Raw genomic sequence first — 15,381 nt, 5'->3', positions numbered from 1 at the left:
GAGGCCGGCCGTCCGAGAACCCGCACGAGAACCGGAGACACGAGCACCATGACCGCGATCGATCTGAACGCCGACCTCGGCGAGGGCTTCGGCCGCTGGCGGCTGACCGACGACGAACAGCTGCTGTCCGTCGTCACCAGTGCCAACGTGGCCTGTGGCTTCCACGCCGGGGACGCGGCCACCATGCGCCGGGTGTGCGAGCTGGCGGCCGAGCGCGGGGTGACGATCGGCGCGCAGGTCTCCTACCGGGACCTCGCCGGTTTCGGGCGGCGCGCGATGGACGTGCCGCCCGCCGAGCTGGCGGCCGAAGTGGCTTACCAAATCGGCGCCTTGGAGGTGTTCGCGCGGGCGGCGGGGGCGCGCGTGGCGTACGTCAAGCCGCACGGCGCGCTCTACAACCGGGTCGTGCGCGACGAGGAGCAGGCCCGCGCGGTGATCGAGGGCGTGCGCCTGGCCGACGCATCGCTGCCGGTGCTGGGTCTGCCCGGCTCGCGGCTGCTGGAGCTGGCCGCGGAGGCGGGGCTGCCGGCCGTCACGGAGGCGTTCGCGGACCGCGCGTACACCGACGAGGGCACGCTGGTGCCGCGCGGCCGGGAGGGCGCCGTGGTGACCGACCCGGACGCCGTCGTGGAGCGCTCGGTGAGCCTCGCACGCTCCGGCGCGGTCATCGCGCACTCCGGCGCGCGGATTCGGGTGCGCGCCCGGTCGCTGTGCCTGCACGGCGACACGCCCGGCGCGGTCGGCCTGGCCCGTCGGGTGCGCGAGCGGCTGGTGGCGGCGGGCGTGCGCGTGGAGGCGTTCGCGTGAGGGCACTCCCCGTCGGCGACGACGCCCTGCTCGTGGAGGTGTCCTCCGGGGCGGAGGCGCAGGCCCTGCACGCGGAGCTGCTGCGGCGCCGCGCGGAGGGCGCGCTCACCGTCCGCGAGATCGTCCCGGCGGCCCGTACGGTCCTGCTCGACGGGCTGGACGACCCGGCCCGCTGGGCGGCGGCACTGACCGCCGCGCGGATCCCGGAGGCGCCCGCACGCGCGCGTGAGCTGGTCGAACTGCCCGTCCGCTACGACGGCCCGGACCTCGCGACGGTCGCCGGGCACTGGGGGGTGACCGAGCGGGAGGCGGCCCGCATCCACGCGGGCACCGAGTTCACGGTGGCCTTCTGCGGGTTCGCCCCCGGCTTCGGCTATCTCACCGGGCTCCCGGGCCGCTACGACGTCCCGCGCCGCGCCACCCCGCGCACGGCGGTCCCCGCCGGTGCCGTGGCGCTGGCCGGGCCGTACACGGGGGTGTACCCGCGCTCCTCACCGGGCGGCTGGCAGCTGATCGGTACGACGGACGCGGTCCTGTGGGACCACGCGCGCGTGCCGGCCGCTCTGCTGGCACCGGGGACGCGTGTGCGGTTCGTGCCGGTGGAGGGCGCATGACCGATCGTGCTCTCGTGGTGGTGCGCGCCGGGGCGCTCACCACCGTGCAGGACCGCGGACGGCCGGGGTACGCGCATCTCGGCGTGCCGCGCTCCGGTGCGCTCGACCCGCCCGCGGCGGCGCTGGTGAACCGGCTCGTCGGCAATCCGCCGGACGCCGCCGTCCTGGAGACCACGCTCGACGGCTGTGCGCTGCGCCCGCGTTCGACGGTGACCGTCGCGGTCGGCGGCGCGCCCTGCCCGGTGACGGTGGGCGGCCGCCCGGCCGCGTGGGGCGCCCCGGTCGTGGTGCCGGCGGGCGCGCTGCTGGAGGTGGGCGCGGCCACGGCCGGCGTGCGCGGCTATGTGGCCGTCTCCGGTGGTGTCGCCGTGGAGCCGGTCCTCGGCAGCCGCGCCACCGACCTGCTGTCCGGCCTGGGCCCGGCCCCGCTCGCGGACGGTGTGGTGCTGCCGCTGGGCATCCCCGCCGGGCCCCCCGCGCGTGTGGACGGCGCGCCGCAGCCGCGTCCGCCGGCGGAACTCGTGCTCCGGGTGACCCCGGGCCCGCGCGACGACTGGTTCACGGCGCGGGCGGTCCGGGATCTCGCCACGCGCGCGTACCGGGTCTCACCGGCGAGCAACCGCATCGGGCTGCGCACCGAGGGGCCCGCGCTGGAGCGTGCCCGGCCCGGTGAACTCCCCAGCGAGGGCGTGGTTCTCGGTGCCGTCCAGGTGCCGCCGGACGGACGCCCGGTGGTCTTCCTCGCGGACCATCCGACCACCGGCGGCTACCCGGTGATCGCGGTGGTCCGCGCCGCCGACCTGCCGGCCGCCGCACAGGCGCTGCCGGGCACCCCGGTCCGGTTCGTACCGGTACGGCGCCGCCGCTCCTCGACGGCCTAGACGGTCTCGACGGCGCCCTCCGGCAGGACCGCACACCGGTCGGTACGCCGCCGCTGCGCGGGAACGGCCTCCACACCACCCACAGCGTCCTTGTCGGCGTGGCGCCGCTGCGCCTCGGTGCCGTCACCGGGAGCCTCCGGGAGGGCCGCGAGGGCCGCCGAGACCGCGGCCGACGCGCGCAGGTCCAGGCGGGCGCCGGTGCCCCGCGCGCGGTGGTGCAGCTCGTCGGCGGCGAGGCGCAGCAGCTGCGGCAGCAGGTCGTTGCAGCGCCGGACGACCCACCCGGTCCCGGCCGTGGCCAGCCACCACAGGCTCGCCGTGCGGGTCGGCGCGGGGAACTCCGGCTCGGGCGAGGGCGGTTCGCCGGTCGCGCGGCCCGCCTCGGTGAGCAGCGCGTGGCAGCGGACGGCGAGCTGCCGGTGGCCGCGCTCGCCCGGGTGCAGCCGGTCGGCGCTCCACAGGCTCCGGTCGGTGATCCAGACACCGTCCGCCGCGTGCAGATGGACGGCTCCGTACCGCTCGGACAGCGCGTGGACCACCGTGTTGACCGCCCGCTGCCGGCGGGCCAGCGGGCGGGCCAGCGCGGCCGGGAGGCGGAGCATGGCACCGGGGTCGGGCAGGCAGGCGGTGAGCAGGGTGGCGCCCTGGCGGGCGAAGGCCGCGTAGACCTGGTCGAGGTGGGCGGCCACGGCGTGGATGTCGAAGGTGCGGCGCAGCGTGTCGTTGACACCGATGACCACGGACACCAGTTCGGGGCGCAGCTCCAGGGCGGCCGGCGTCTGCCGTTCCAGCACGTCCCGGGTCTGCGCCCCGCTGACCGCGAGGTTGGTGAACCGTACGTGGTCGCCGTGCTCGGCGAGGGAGGGCGCCAGCAGCGCGGCCCAGCCCCGCCAGCCGTCACCGGCCGGGTCGCCCACGCCCTCGGTCAGCGAGTCCCCGAGGGCGACGAAGCGGACGGGTCTCATGCCGCGGCCTCCGGCAGGGCGGGACGGGAGTCGGCGCGGCGCAGCACCCCCGCGTCGTGGGCCGCCAGGAAGGCCTCCACGGCGGTTCCCCAGCCGAAGCACTCGGCACGCGCGCGTGCCGCTTCGCGCCGCTGGGGCTCGCGGCGCTCCAGGAGCAGTTCCACGGCGTCCGCGAACGCCTCCCCGCCGCCGGCCGCGGTGGCCCCGGCGGCCCCGATGACCTCGGGCAGCGCGGACGAGGCGCTCGCCACCACGGGCGTGCCGCACGCCATGGCCTCCAGTGCGGCGAGCCCGAAGGTCTCGGCGGGCCCGGGGGCGAGGCACACGTCGGCGGACGCCTGGAGCGCGCCGAGGGCGGCCCGGTCGGAGAGGTGCCCCAGGAAGGTCACCGGGAGCCCGCGGTCCCGCGCGCGCTGCTCCAGCCGGGCCCGCAGCGGCCCGTCCCCGGCCACCACGAGCACCGCCCGCCGGCCCCGGCCGAGCAGCGCCTCCAGGGCGTCCAGGGCCGTGCCGGGGCGCTTCTCCACGGACAGCCGGGAGGCCATCACGAGCAGCGCCTCGTCCGCGCGCGCGTGGCGCTCGCGCAGCCCCCGGTCGCGCAGCGCGGGGTGGCGTTCCATCAGGTCGACGCCGAGGGGGGCGCGTACGACGTTGCGCGCGCCGATGCGCACGAACTCGCGCTCGGCGAACTCGGTGGTGCACACCACCCGCGCGTAGACGTGCGCGGTGCGGGTGTTCAGGGCGTCGGCGGCGCGCCGGGCGAGGTGCTCGGGCAGGCCCCAGGTGCGCAGCACGCCGTCGGCGGTCTCGTGGGAGACCATCACGGCGGGCACGCGCGCGCGACGGGCCCAGCGGCCGGTCCAGCGCAGGGTGGTGCGGTCGGAGACCTCCAGGCGGTCCGGGGCCAGCTCCTCCAGCAGGGCGGCCACGCGCCGCTTGTCGGTGAGGACGCGGTAGCCGCCGGTGCCGGGCAGCGTCGGGCCGGGCAGGGTGATGACCCGGCCCTGCTCGGTGTCGCAGTCGGTGTGCCGTTCGCCGGGCACGATGAGGACGGGTTCGTGGCCCGCGGCCCGGAAGCCCTTGCCCAGTTCGCGCAGGGCGGTGCGCAGACCGCCGGAGGCGGGGGCGACGAAGTTGGCGAGGCGGACTATGCGCAGGGACGGTCCGGTCATGCCGCCACCGCCGTCCTGCGGGCCGCGAGGACCTCGTCGTAGTGGTCGATCAGCCGGTCGCCGATGGCGGCCCAGGTGCGGCCCTCGACCGTCGCGCGAGCGGCGGCGCCGTACGCGGCCCGCTGCGCGGGGTCGGCGGCGAGGGTGCGGACGGCCTGCTGCACGGCGTCGGCGTCGCGCGGCGGGACGAGCAGGCCGGTGCGGCCGTGGGCGACCAGGTCGAGCGGGCCGCCGGCGGCGGGCGCGATCACCGGGACACCGCTGGCCATGGCCTCCTGGACGGTCTGGCAGAAGGTCTCGAAGGGGCCGGTGTGCACGAACAGGTCCAGCGAGGCGAAGATCCGGGCCAGGTCGTCGCCGGTGCGGCGGCCCAGGAAGACGGCGCCGGGCAGGGCCTCGGTCAGATGGGCCTGGCTGGGTCCGTCGCCGACGACGACGACCCGCACGCCGGGCAGCCCGCAGACTCCGGAGAGGAGTTCGACGTGCTTCTCGGGGGCGAGCCGGCCGACGTAGCCGACGATCAGTTCGCCGTTCGGGGCGAGTTCGCGGCGCAGCGCCTCGTCACGGCGCCATGGCTGGAAACGTACGGTGTCCACGCCGCGCGGCCACAGCCGTACCCGCGGTACGCCGTGCTCCTCCAGGTCGGACCGGGCGGCGCTGGAGGGGGCCAGGGTGCGGTCGGCGGCGGCGTGCACGGAGCGGATCCGGCGCCAGGCGGCGGCCTCCCCGGCGCCCATGTAGGTGCGGGCGTATCCGGCGAGGTCGGTCTGGTAGACGGCGACGGCGGGGATGCCGAGCCGGGCGGCGGCGGCCATGCCGCGGACGCCGAGGATGAAGGGGCTGGCCAGGTGGACCACGTCGGGGCGGTGCGCGACGAGGGCGGCGGCGAGGCGCCGGCTGGGCAGCGCGACGCGGACCTGGGGGTAGCCGGGGAGCGGAAGGGAGGGGACCCGGACGACCGGGCACGGGGCGTCCGTGTCCGGGCCGCTGCCGGGTGCGGGGGCGGGGGCGACGACGAGCGGGTGGTGACCGCGGTCTACGAGGTGCCGGGCGGTCTGGAGCGCGCAGTGGGCCACGCCGTTCACATCGGGGGGAAAGGATTCGGTCACGATGACGACACGCATACGGGTGTTGTCGCCGTGCCGGACGTGCCCGCGTCAACTTCGATCTTTCCGCCCGGGGAACGTCCCATGAGCGTTGGACTGCACACCCGAGCGGGTCAGGCGGCCGTCATGGCCGCCTGACCCGCGGGTCACCCGGTGTTCACCCGGCAGGTACGCGTCCGCGCCGCGAGCCGGCGGGTGAGGGTCAGCCGAGGGCCGCGTCCGGTCCGAAGCGGCTGCGTACCGCGGTCTGCACCTCGGCCTCCTCGGCCGGGTCGGCGGCCAGTCGGCGCAGGCGCTCCACGACCCGGGTGTCACCGGTCTCGGCGTGCCGGGCGGCGATCTCGCGGGTGGTCTCCTCGCAGTCCCACAGGCATTCGACGGCGAAGCCGGTGGCGAAGGAGGGGTCGGTGGCGGCCAGCGCGCGGGCGGCACGGCCGCGGAGGTGGGAGGAGGCCGTCTCGCGGTAGATGTGGCGCAGGACGGGGGCCGCGCAGGCGATGCCGAGGCGGCCGGCGCCGTCCACGAGGGTCCACAGGGTGGGCGCGTCCGGCCCCTCTCCGCGTACGGCCTCGCGGAGGGCGCCGAGGACGAGATCGCGGTCCTGGGTGCCGCCCCGGCAGGCGAGCATACGGCCGGCGGCGGCGCCGAGCGCGTCGGGGCGCTGGGCCCAGCCGCGCGCGCGGTCGACGGCGGCGACGCTGCGCATCCGTTCGAAGGCGTCGACGGCGGCCTCCAGGACGGGTGCCGTGCCGTCGGTGACCGCGATCTCGATCAGGTCGAGGGCGGCGGGGTCGTTGCTGTCGGCCAGGTAGCGCAGGGCGGTGCAGCGGGCGCCGTCGATGCCCGACCTGGCGGCCTGGAGGATCTCGGGCCGGTCCTCGGGGCCGGCCACGGCGACCAGGCAGCGGGCGGCGGGCACGTGGAGGGCGGCGCCGCGCTCCATGCCCTGCTGGGCCCACTCGAAGACGGCGCGGACGCTCCACCCCGGCCGGGGCCCCGTTGGTCGCATCTGGCGCTGCCAGCGGTCGAAACAGCCGGCTTCCTGGGCGGCACGCACACGCGTGGCGATCGATTCGCGCGGATCCTCGGCCCACAGCCGCCAGGGCCGTGGCTCGAAGGCGTCGCGTACGGCGGTGGCCAGTTCGGCCTCGCCCTCGGGGTCGGTGCCGAAGCGGGCCAGGACGGGGGCGGCGAGGGCGCGCAGGCCCGCGTCGTCGTCCCGCAGGGCCAGCTCGTCCAGCGCCCAGGCCCAGTTGGAGCCGTGCGCGGCGTACCTGCGCAGCAGTTCGAGGGCGTCCCGCCTGCCGTAGGAGGCGAGGTGTCCGAGGACGGCCAGGGCCAGGCCGGTGCGGGACTCGTCGGTGTCGACGATGTCCTCGGGGTCGAAGAGGTGCGCCTCCACGGCGTCCAGCTCGCCGTTCAGGTCGAGGTAGAGCCGGGCGTAGTACAGGGAGCGGTTCTCCACCTGCCAGTCGTGGCGGGGGTCGCGCAGCACACAGTGGTTCAGGGCCGCGAGCGCCTCGGCGCGCGGGGCGGTAAGCGCATGCAGGGTGCCGTCGCCGCGCCCCCTCTGGAGGAGGCCGAGCAGCGTACCGCTGGGCGCTATGACCGGATCGAACATGGGAAACAGCCTCACATCAAGCGTCGACGCAACCGGGGAACACGCATTACCTGGCCGCGTGACACAACGTCGGAGCGCCCGCCGTCTCTTGCTTGCTGTAGACCATCTCTCTCTGCCTCTCGTCGGTGGCCCATGCGGACCGCATCACGGCCCGCGCGGTGCGGCAACACCTGCCCAGCCATCGCGTCCGTGAATCACGACGTCATGATGACCCGCGGTGTGTGCTGCCGCGACCGTATTTCCGGCGGCCCTTTACCGCCTCCCCCGTTTTCTGTGTCGTACCTGGTCAGGACACTGCTTCAGTGTGCGCCGAACAGTTCCAGGAGTTCCGTCTTGCCGAACATCCGGGCCGTGTCGACGGCCGACGGCGTACCGGCGGAAGGATTGGCTCCGCCTTCCAGGAGAGCCTTGATCACGTCCGTCTCACCCTTGAAGACGGCACCCGCGAGCGGGGTTTGACCCCGGTCGTTGACCTGGTCCGCCGCCGCGCCGCGGGCGAGCAGCGCACGCACCGCGTCGGCGTGACCGTGATAGGCGGCGAGCATCACCAGGGAGTCGCCGCGGTCGTTGGTGAGGTTGGCCGGAACACCCGCGTCGACATACGCCACGAGCGCCTCGGTCTGCCCCTGCCGGGCCAGATCGAAGATCTTGGTCGCCAGCTCCACGACCTCGGGGTCGGGAACTTCACTCATCGGCGGGACCGCCTCTCCATGCGCGTTCGGGGACTGCTTCGGGGACTGAGCGAGCGTACGGCAGCGAGCGGGGCACGACCGTACGGGTGAATCGCCAGCGTACTGGCTCCTGCGGCACATGACCCGATGTGCCCGAGGTAAAGATCAGCAACAGGCCTAGTCGGAAGCAACAGGGCTGGTCAACCGGTTCAAAGCCAACTCCCCCGAGTGGGGGAAATTATCCGATTTTCATCCAGTTGCACCTTTAATCGTATGGATACATCCTGTGATCCTGGAAGAACTCACGGTGACTGTCCCCCACCTTCGACACCAGGAGACCCGAAATGATCCTCTCCCTGTCAGGCGTCCTGCTGCTCGGCATCATCGTCTTCCTCTTCTTCCGGAAGGACGGACTCAAGGGCTCGCACGCATGCACCTCGGCACTGTTCGGCTTCTACCTGGCCAGCACGGGCATCGCCCCCAGCATCAAGGCAGGCGGCGAGAGTCTGGCCAGCCTCCTCGGCGGCATCAAGTTCTGACGCCGCCCCTCCCGCCGCCCCTCCCACCCGCTCGCACCACCAGGAGACAGCAGTGGCCCGGCGCCCTCTTCCCCGCATTCTGAGCAAGGACAGCGCCCAGATCGCCCGGACGCAGATCGCCCGGAGCAGGGAGCTGGCCCGGACGGCGGCCGACAGCGCCACCGACGTCCTCCACCCGCTGATCACCGTGACGCGCGGGCTGCGACTGCTGGCCTCGGCCGGCCGGCGCAGGTGGGCGGACACGCCCAAGGACAAGCGCGGGCCACTGCTGTTCCTGGCGGCCTCCGTGATCCTGGTCGTGGCCCTCGTTCCGTACGGTCCGCTGCTCGCCGTCATCACCGTGATGGCGGCAGCGGCCTGGCAGGGCCGCGACCGTACCCCGCGGGCGCCCGAAGGGCCCGACGAGTCCCAGGCCGAACGGCTCCGGACGCTGTACGAGGCCCTGGTGCCGTACTTCTCCGGCGCCGAGGACCCGGCGCCGCTGTACGCGCACGGCGGGGAGTGGGAGAAGGCCTTCACGGCGCACGAGTTCGACGACGCCGGGCGCGTCGGGCACCTCGTGATCCGCTACCCCGCCTACTTCCCGGACGGCGAGCCCGAGGCCCGCGCGCGGATCGAGCTGCTGCTCGCCGCGAAGGCGGGGCGGGGCCGTGAGTACCACTTCGCGTGGGACGAGGCGGGCAACCAGCTCACGGTGAGCGTCCTCGCGCCGCTGCCCGCCGACATCCCGGCCCAGCGCTTCGTCACCGCGCCGGGCGAGACCGTCCTCGGCTTCACCGACCCGAGCGAGGTCCAGCGCACGCTCCCGCTCTCCTACGGAGAGGAGCGGATCGACGTCCCCCCGGTCGTGTGGCGCACCGGCATCCGCTCCACCGAGCCGCACCTGCTGGCCATGGGCCACCCCGGAAGCGGCACGTCCACACTGCTGCGCTCCATCGCCCTGCAGGCCCTGCAGTACGGCGATGTGCTGATCGTCGACGGCGGCGGAACCGGCGAGTACGCCTGTCTGACCGGCCGGGACGGCGTACTGGCCGTGGAGTGCGCGCTCCCGGGGGCACTGGCCAGCCTGGAGTGGGCCGCGCAGGAGACCGAGCGGCGGCTCATCGCGATCAACCTCGCCCGGCAGGCGGGCGACCCGCCGCCCGAGGACACCAGGCGCCCGCTGTGGATCCTGCTGGACCGGCCCGGCGTCTTCGCGCACCTCGCCGCGACGGACGGCCGCAAGGACCCGCAGGCGCTGCTCCAGGTTCCGCTGCGGCACGGCCGGGCGGCGAACGTGACCGTGGTCGTCGCCGAGCAGATCGACAGCGCGGAGGCGCTCAGCGACGCGGTACGGCAGCACACGCGCGCGCGTGTCGTGCTCGGGACCGCGGCGCCGCGGCAGGTGGAGGCGGTGCTCGGGGTGCCGCCGCACACCACGTCGCCGGGACATGTGCCGCCGGGGCGGGGGTACGCGCGGCTGGGGTCAGGTCCGGTGCACCGGCTTCAGGTGCCGCGTACGCCGGATCCGTACGACGACGCCACGAGTGATGCCGACCGGCAGGCGGTGCTGGAGCTGCTGCCGGCACGGGCCACCGCGATGGAGGCGGAACCGACGGACCTGGTGAAGCCGACGGCCGAGAAGACCCCGGTGACCGCGGAGCCTGTGGCGGCCGAGAGCTAGCCGGGCACCCTGCGCCGGCCGGCGTTCCGCTCGCCACGCCGGTGGGTGCCGCTGCGCCCACCCGTGCCGCCCCCGCGGCACGACTGCCCGCAGCTACGCGGGTACGAAACCCGGACGGCCTACGCCACGAACGTGCGCGGTGCCTCCGTGCCGCCCGTCGCGCCCGACTCCACCAGGCGGGCCGCGGCGGCGAGCCGGGTCGCCGCTTCCTCCGCCACCGCTCCCCCGACGGTGAACGGAAGGCGTACGTAGCCCTCGAAGGCGCCGTCGACACCGAAGCGGGGGCCGGACGGGACACGGACGCCGGTTCGCTCGCCCGCTTCGGCGAGCCGGGAGCCGGAGAGACCGCCGGCCCGGACCCAGAGGGTCAGGCCGCCCTGGGGAACCTCGAACTCCCAGTCGGGAAGCTCCCGGCGGAGGGCCGCGACCAGCGCGTCGCGGTTCTCGCGGGCCTGCGCGCGGCGCAGCTCCACCGCCTGTTCCCAGCCACCCGTGCTGAAGAGCCAGTTCACGGCCAGCTGTTCCAGCACCGGCGTGCCCAGGTCGGCGTACGCCCGCGCGGCGACCAGGCTGCGGATGACGTCCGGCGCCGCCCGCACCCAGCCGATCCGCATCCCCGCCCAGAACGCCTTGCTGGCCGAGCCGACCGTGATCACCGTGGAGCCGGCCGGGTCGAAGCCGCACACCGGGCGGGGCATCCCGCCGTCCCGGAAGTCCTCGTCGAGCCAGAGTTCGGACATCGTCTCGTCGGCGACGAGCACCGTGCCGGCCGAGCGGGCCGCGTCCACCAGCCGCCGCCGCTGGTCCTCGTCGGCGAGCGCCCCGGTGGGGTTGTGGAAGTCGGCGACCACGTAGGCGATGCGCGGCGCCGCCTCGCGCAGGACCTGCCGCCAGCGGTCCATGTCCCAGCCCGAGAGGCCCTCGGCCATCGCGACGGGGACCAGCCGGGCGCCCGCCTCGCGCATCAGCTGGAGGATGTTGGCGTAGGACGGGGACTCGACGGCGATGCGTTCGCCGCGGCCCGCGAAGAGGTGGCAGATCGCGTCTATGGCGCCCATCGCACCGGTCGTCACCATGATCTGCTCCGGCATGGTGGGGATCCCGCGCGCGGTGTAGCGCTCGGCGATCATCGAGCGCAGGGCGGGCAGCCCGGCCGGGTAGTCGCCGTGGGTGTGGGCGTACGGCGGCAGCTCCTCCAGGGCGCCCTGCACGGCCCGGGTCAGCCACGGCTCGGGCGCCGGCAGCGAGGCACAGCCCAGGTCGATCACCGAGCCGAGGGCCTCCGGGGGCAGCGGTTCCAGGCCACGGGCCGGGATCGGGTTGCCGGCCGGAACGGCGGTCCAGCTGCCCGCGCCGCGCCGGGACTCCAGGAAGCCCTCGCCGCGCAGCGCCTCGTAGGCCGCCGCGACGGTGGTGCGGCTGACGGAGAGGGACAGGGCCAGTTCGCGTTCGGCGGGGAGGCGCGCGGCCACCGGGACGCGGCCTTCCAGCACGAGCAGCCGGATGCCGTCGGCGAGGGCGCGGTAGGCGGGGGGACGGCGGGTGCCGGGGCCGGCCGGGCGGTCCTGCTGGGAATTGAGGAGACGGGCGAGCTGCGCGGCACCCATTGCCGAGGTCCACTGCGCCATGAGATCAGTCCACCTTCCCCGAATTGGCCATGGATGGCGATTCCACCCAAGCCACAGAGTGTCATGAGTCAGGCCACCGCCACCACTCAGGGGGTTTTCCCGTGTCCACTCCCAGCGCGCCCGCTTCCGGTCGCAGTCTCGGACGACGGCTGATCCAGCTGTACACCGGACTCGCGCTGTACGGCGCCAGCTCCGCGCTGCTCGTGGCGGCGGGACTGGGACTGGAGCCGTGGAACGTGCTCCACCAGGGCCTCGCGGAACTGACGGGACTGAGCATCGGGGTCGTGTCGATCATCGTCGGCGCGGCCGTGCTGCTCCTGTGGGTCCCGCTGCGCCAGCGGCCCGGGCTCGGCACGGTCTCCAACGTCTTCGTGGTCGGTCTCGCCATGGACGGCACGCTCGCGCTCCTCCCGGACGCGCGCTCCCTCGCCGTGCGTGTGCCGGTCCTGCTCGCGGGGATCGTGCTGAACGGCGCGGCGACCGGCCTGTACATCTCGGCGCGCTTCGGTCCCGGCCCGCGCGACGGGCTGATGACGGGCCTGCACCGGCGCACCGGCCGGTCGATCCGGCTGATGCGGACGGCGATCGAGGTGGCGGTGGTGGTGACCGGGTTCGTCCTGGGCGGCACCATCGGCGTGGGCACCGTGCTGTACGCCGTGTCCATCGGCCCGCTGGCGCAGCTGTTCCTGCGGGTGTTCGCCGTCCCGTCGGCATCGGCGGGCGGCACGGTCGTTGCCGGCGCGACACCCGAGCGGGTCATACTGCGACCGTGAGCCTCACGACACCGCCACCGCGCCACCCCTACCTGGACCACCCCGGGCCGATCGCCTTCGCCCACCGGGGCGGGGCCGCCGACGGCCTGGAGAACACCGTGGCCCAGTTCCGGCGCGCGGTGGAGCTGGGCTACCGGTACATCGAGACGGACGTGCACGCCTCGGCGGACGGCCGGCTGGTCGCCTTCCACGACACGACCCTGGACCGGGTCACCGACGGCGCGGGCCGGATCGCCGACCTGCCGTGGGCGGAGATACAGCAGGCGCGCGTGGCCGGCCGTGAACCGGTGCCGCTGTTCGAGGAGCTGCTGGAGACCTTCCCCGAGGTGCGCTGGAACGTCGACATCAAGGCGGAGCCGGCGCTGCGGCCCCTGCTGGAGCTGATCGAGCGCACGAACGCCTGGGACCGGGTCTGCGTGGGCTCCTTCTCCGAGGCGCGCGTGCTGCGCGCCCAGCGGCTGGCCGGGCCGCGGCTGGCCACCTCGTTCGGCACCCGCGGGGTGCTGAACCTGCGGCTGCGTTCCTGGGGGCTGCCGGCCGCGGTGCGCCGGTCGGCCGTGGCCGCGCAGGTGCCCGAGGCCCAGTCGGGCGTGCCCGTGGTCGACCACCGTTTCGTCCGCGTCGCGCACGCGCTCGGGCTGCAGGTACATGTGTGGACCATCAACGAGCCGGAGCGGATGCACCGGCTCCTGGACCTGGGGGTTGATGGCATCATGACCGATCACATCGACACGTTGCGCAAGGTCATGGAGGACCGCGGCGTCTGGGTCTGACCGCCCGGCCGCCTGGGCCCGAGCCTTCGCAGGAGAAGCGGGGAAGCGAGGGCACGGGTGAGCACCGACACCGTGCGGACGGAGACGGCGGACGCGACCGCCGGCCTCAGACGCGAGCAGCGTGGCTGGTACGTCTACGACTGGGCCTGCTCGGTCTATTCGACGAGCGTCCTCACAGTGTTCCTCGGCCCGTACCTGACCTCGGTCGCCGAGCGGGCCGCGGACGGCGGCGGCTATGTGCACCCGCTGGGCGTCCCGGTCCGCGCGGGTTCCTTCTTCGCCTACTCGGTGTCCCTGTCGGTGATCGTGGCGGTCGTCCTGATGCCGCTGGTGGGCAGCGCGGCCGACCGCACGGGCCGTAAGAAGCCGCTGCTCGCCGCGGCGGCGTACACCGGCGCGGCGGCGACCACGGGGATGTTCTTCCTGGACGGCGACCGCTATCTGCTCGGCGGGGTGCTGCTCGTCGTGGCCAACGCGGCGCAGTCCGTCGCGATGATGCTCTACAACTCCTACCTGCCGCAGATCGCGCCGCCGGACCAGCGCGACGCGGTCTCCTCCCGGGGCTGGGCCTTCGGCTACGCGGCGGGCTCCCTGGTCCTCGTCGCCGATCTCGTCCTGTACTCGGCGCACGACTCCTTCGGCCTCTCCGAGACCGCCGCGGTCCGCGTCTGCCTGGCCTCGGCCGGCCTGTGGTGGGGCGCCTTCACGCTCGTGCCGCTGCGCAGGCTGCGTGACCGGCACGCGCGCGTGGAGCGCACCACGTCACCGGGGCTGCGGCAGCTCGCGGCGACGGTCCGGGACATGCGCCGGCATCCGCTGACGCTGGCGTTCCTGCTGGCGTACCTCGTCTACAACGACGGCATCCAGACGGTGATCACCCAGGCGTCCGTCTACGGCTCCGAGGAGCTGGGACTCGGGCAGTCGACGCTCATCGGGGCCGTGCTGCTGGTGCAGGTGCTGGCCGTGGCGGGGGCGCTGGCGATGGGCCGGCTGGCGCGGACGTACGGGGCGCAGCGGACGATCCTGGGCTCGCTCGTGGCGTGGACGCTCACGCTGGCGGCCGGCTGGTTCCTGCCCGCGAAGGCGCCGGTGTGGTTCTTCGTGCTGGCCGCCGGGATCGGCCTGGTCCTCGGTGGCAGTCAGGCGCTGTCCCGGTCGCTCTTCTCGCATCTGGTGCCTCCGGGCAAGGAGGCCGAGTACTTCTCGGCGTACGAGATGAGCGACCGCGGGATGAGCTGGCTGGGCCCGCTGCTGTTCGGCGTGACCTACCAGCTGACCGGAAGTTATCGGTCCGCGATCATCTCGCTGGTGGCCTTCTTCGTCATCGGCTTCGCCCTGCTCGCGCGGGTCCCGGTGCGGCGGGCGATCGGCGAGGCGGGCAACCCGGTTCCGGAAAAGATCTAGCGCCGATTTAGCACTCGGCGTGAAAGGGCGGTAGTGTACGCGTTTGGCCTGCCAGGCGTACCGTTACTGCGCGTCAAAGATGCCGAAACGCTGGGTGACATCTGCTAGCAGATGTGACAAACCGGGCGCCTGTGGGTAGAACAAGGGGCGGCTACGACGGCGACGCATGACCCGGAACGGGACTCGGAACGGGAATCTTTACCGCCGACCGGACGTTGACCGGATGACGACGACAGCGACACCTGTCCTGTGGGCGACAAGCCCGGGAGGCACGATTCATGAGTGAGCGAGCTCTTCGCGGTACGCGCCTCGTAGTGACCAGCTACGAGACGGACCGCGGTATCGACCTGGCCCCGCGCCAGGCCGTGGAGTACGCATGTGAGAAGGGGCACCGCTTCGAGATGCCCTTCTCGGTCGAGGCGGAGATTCCGCCGGAGTGGGAGTGCAAGGTCTGTGGGGCCCCGGCACTCCTGGTGGACGGCGACGGCCCTGAAGAGAAGAAGGCCAAGCCCGCGCGTACCCATTGGGACATGCTGATGGAGCGGCGCACCCGCGAGGAACTCGAAGAGGTCCTCGAGGAGCGCCTGGCGGTTCTGCGCTCGGGGGCGATGAACATCGCGGTACACCCCAGGGACAGCCGCAAGAGCGCGTAGTCCCTTGCGGGGCTAGGCCTACAGCGCACACAACGACCGCGGGCGCCGTACGTGATTGGACTCCGTCAACGGCATGGCGCCCGAACACGGCCGTGGCCGCCCGGAGTTCAA

General features: G+C 74.1%; 15 protein-coding genes. 9 read left to right on the top strand and 6 right to left on the bottom strand.

Going from position 1 to position 15,381, the window contains the following annotated elements; translation table 11 throughout:
• The first annotated feature begins 48 nt into the window (after positions 1 to 48).
• From ABZ937_RS29325 to ABZ937_RS29315, 3 genes are read left to right on the top strand one after another with little or no spacing between them, the layout of a single operon-like run.
• Positions 49 to 807: a 5-oxoprolinase subunit PxpA gene (locus ABZ937_RS29325; protein WP_361696339.1), complete on the top strand. Its 759-nt coding sequence runs from the start codon at positions 49 to 51 to the stop codon at positions 805 to 807.
• Positions 804 to 1,421 (top strand): allophanate hydrolase subunit 1, encoded by a 618-nt coding sequence (locus ABZ937_RS29320; protein WP_361696338.1) that lies wholly within the window; start codon positions 804 to 806, stop codon positions 1,419 to 1,421. The genes ABZ937_RS29325 and ABZ937_RS29320 overlap by 4 nt, the downstream gene beginning before the upstream one ends.
• The gene (locus ABZ937_RS29315) at positions 1,418 to 2,302 is read left to right on the top strand and encodes a biotin-dependent carboxyltransferase family protein (RefSeq protein ID WP_361696337.1); all 885 of its coding nucleotides are present in this window, start codon (positions 1,418 to 1,420) and stop codon (positions 2,300 to 2,302) included. Before ABZ937_RS29320 ends, ABZ937_RS29315 begins: the two co-directional genes overlap by 4 nt.
• Here ABZ937_RS29315 and ABZ937_RS29310 read toward each other — a convergent pair.
• The 5 genes from ABZ937_RS29310 to ABZ937_RS29290 form a co-directional block, all read right to left on the bottom strand.
• Positions 2,299 to 3,267, bottom strand: coding sequence for an SGNH/GDSL hydrolase family protein (locus ABZ937_RS29310; RefSeq protein WP_361696336.1), 969 nt, complete (start codon positions 3,265 to 3,267; stop codon positions 2,299 to 2,301). The genes ABZ937_RS29315 and ABZ937_RS29310 overlap by 4 nt on opposite strands.
• Positions 3,264 to 4,439, bottom strand: coding sequence for a glycosyltransferase (locus tag ABZ937_RS29305; RefSeq protein ID WP_361696335.1), 1,176 nt, complete (start codon positions 4,437 to 4,439; stop codon positions 3,264 to 3,266). The genes ABZ937_RS29310 and ABZ937_RS29305 overlap by 4 nt, the downstream gene beginning before the upstream one ends.
• Positions 4,436 to 5,563 (bottom strand): glycosyltransferase family 1 protein, encoded by a 1,128-nt coding sequence (locus tag ABZ937_RS29300; protein WP_361696334.1) that lies wholly within the window; start codon positions 5,561 to 5,563, stop codon positions 4,436 to 4,438. The genes ABZ937_RS29305 and ABZ937_RS29300 overlap by 4 nt, the downstream gene beginning before the upstream one ends.
• Positions 5,564 to 5,747: 184 nt before the next feature.
• On the bottom strand, positions 5,748 to 7,166 hold the full coding sequence (locus ABZ937_RS29295) for a HEAT repeat domain-containing protein (protein ID WP_361696333.1): 1,419 nt from the start codon (positions 7,164 to 7,166) through the stop codon (positions 5,748 to 5,750).
• 299 nt (positions 7,167 to 7,465) lie between these two features.
• The gene (locus tag ABZ937_RS29290) at positions 7,466 to 7,858 is read right to left on the bottom strand and encodes an ankyrin repeat domain-containing protein (protein WP_361696332.1); all 393 of its coding nucleotides are present in this window, start codon (positions 7,856 to 7,858) and stop codon (positions 7,466 to 7,468) included.
• Between the two features lie 323 nt (positions 7,859 to 8,181).
• On the opposite strand from ABZ937_RS29290, the gene ABZ937_RS29285 reads away from it, so the two are divergent.
• On the top strand, positions 8,182 to 8,376 hold the full coding sequence (locus ABZ937_RS29285) for a hypothetical protein (protein WP_258781179.1): 195 nt from the start codon (positions 8,182 to 8,184) through the stop codon (positions 8,374 to 8,376).
• 52 nt (positions 8,377 to 8,428) lie between these two features.
• Positions 8,429 to 10,039: an ABC transporter ATP-binding protein gene (locus tag ABZ937_RS29280; protein WP_361696331.1), complete on the top strand. Its 1,611-nt coding sequence runs from the start codon at positions 8,429 to 8,431 to the stop codon at positions 10,037 to 10,039.
• A gap of 119 nt (positions 10,040 to 10,158) precedes the next feature.
• Here the strand turns inward: ABZ937_RS29280 and ABZ937_RS29275 are convergent, their stop codons facing one another.
• Complete coding sequence (locus ABZ937_RS29275) at positions 10,159 to 11,667, bottom strand: PLP-dependent aminotransferase family protein (protein ID WP_361696330.1); 1,509 nt, start codon at positions 11,665 to 11,667, stop codon at positions 10,159 to 10,161.
• 101 nt (positions 11,668 to 11,768) lie between these two features.
• On the opposite strand from ABZ937_RS29275, the gene ABZ937_RS29270 reads away from it, so the two are divergent.
• From ABZ937_RS29270 to ABZ937_RS29255, 4 genes are all read left to right on the top strand, one after another.
• Entirely contained in the window at positions 11,769 to 12,440 is a 672-nt protein-coding gene (locus ABZ937_RS29270) for a hypothetical protein (protein WP_361696329.1), read from the top strand.
• Positions 12,437 to 13,213 carry a glycerophosphodiester phosphodiesterase gene (locus tag ABZ937_RS29265; protein WP_361696328.1) on the top strand — a complete coding sequence of 259 codons (777 nt, stop codon included), beginning with the start codon at positions 12,437 to 12,439 and terminating at the stop codon, positions 13,211 to 13,213. Before ABZ937_RS29270 ends, ABZ937_RS29265 begins: the two co-directional genes overlap by 4 nt.
• Before the next feature lie 57 nt (positions 13,214 to 13,270).
• A complete protein-coding gene (locus tag ABZ937_RS29260) occupies positions 13,271 to 14,617 on the top strand; it encodes an MFS transporter (RefSeq protein ID WP_361696327.1) in 1,347 nt (448 codons plus the stop codon).
• A gap of 278 nt (positions 14,618 to 14,895) precedes the next feature.
• Positions 14,896 to 15,270, top strand: coding sequence for an RNA polymerase-binding protein RbpA (locus tag ABZ937_RS29255; RefSeq protein WP_009187548.1), 375 nt, complete (start codon positions 14,896 to 14,898; stop codon positions 15,268 to 15,270).
• Positions 15,271 to 15,381: the final 111 nt, after the last annotated feature.

The sequence above is a fragment of the Streptomyces sp. NPDC046727 genome (assembly GCF_040645635.1).
Taxonomy (GTDB): domain Bacteria; phylum Actinomycetota; class Actinomycetes; order Streptomycetales; family Streptomycetaceae; genus Streptomyces.
The sequence above is the reverse complement of the archived record's forward strand: the minus strand, read 5'-3'. Positions and strand labels throughout refer to the sequence as shown.

What these genes read in the sequence shown, in the direction of transcription:
- ABZ937_RS29325 (WP_361696339.1), top strand. Translation starts at nt 49, where the DNA reads ATGACCGCGATCGATCTGAACGCCGACCTCGGCGAGGGCTTCGGCCGC.
- ABZ937_RS29315 (WP_361696337.1), top strand. Translation starts at nt 1,418, where the DNA reads ATGACCGATCGTGCTCTCGTGGTGGTGCGCGCCGGGGCGCTCACCACC.
- ABZ937_RS29310 (WP_361696336.1), bottom strand. Translation starts at nt 3,267, where the DNA reads ATGAGACCCGTCCGCTTCGTCGCCCTCGGGGACTCGCTGACCGAGGGC.
- ABZ937_RS29305 (WP_361696335.1), bottom strand. Translation starts at nt 4,439, where the DNA reads ATGACCGGACCGTCCCTGCGCATAGTCCGCCTCGCCAACTTCGTCGCC.
- ABZ937_RS29300 (WP_361696334.1), bottom strand. Translation starts at nt 5,563, where the DNA reads ATGCGTGTCGTCATCGTGACCGAATCCTTTCCCCCCGATGTGAACGGC.
- ABZ937_RS29295 (WP_361696333.1), bottom strand. Translation starts at nt 7,166, where the DNA reads ATGTTCGATCCGGTCATAGCGCCCAGCGGTACGCTGCTCGGCCTCCTC.
- ABZ937_RS29290 (WP_361696332.1), bottom strand. Translation starts at nt 7,858, where the DNA reads ATGAGTGAAGTTCCCGACCCCGAGGTCGTGGAGCTGGCGACCAAGATC.
- ABZ937_RS29285 (WP_258781179.1), top strand. Translation starts at nt 8,182, where the DNA reads ATGATCCTCTCCCTGTCAGGCGTCCTGCTGCTCGGCATCATCGTCTTC.
- ABZ937_RS29275 (WP_361696330.1), bottom strand. Translation starts at nt 11,667, where the DNA reads ATGGCGCAGTGGACCTCGGCAATGGGTGCCGCGCAGCTCGCCCGTCTC.
- ABZ937_RS29255 (WP_009187548.1), top strand. Translation starts at nt 14,896, where the DNA reads ATGAGTGAGCGAGCTCTTCGCGGTACGCGCCTCGTAGTGACCAGCTAC.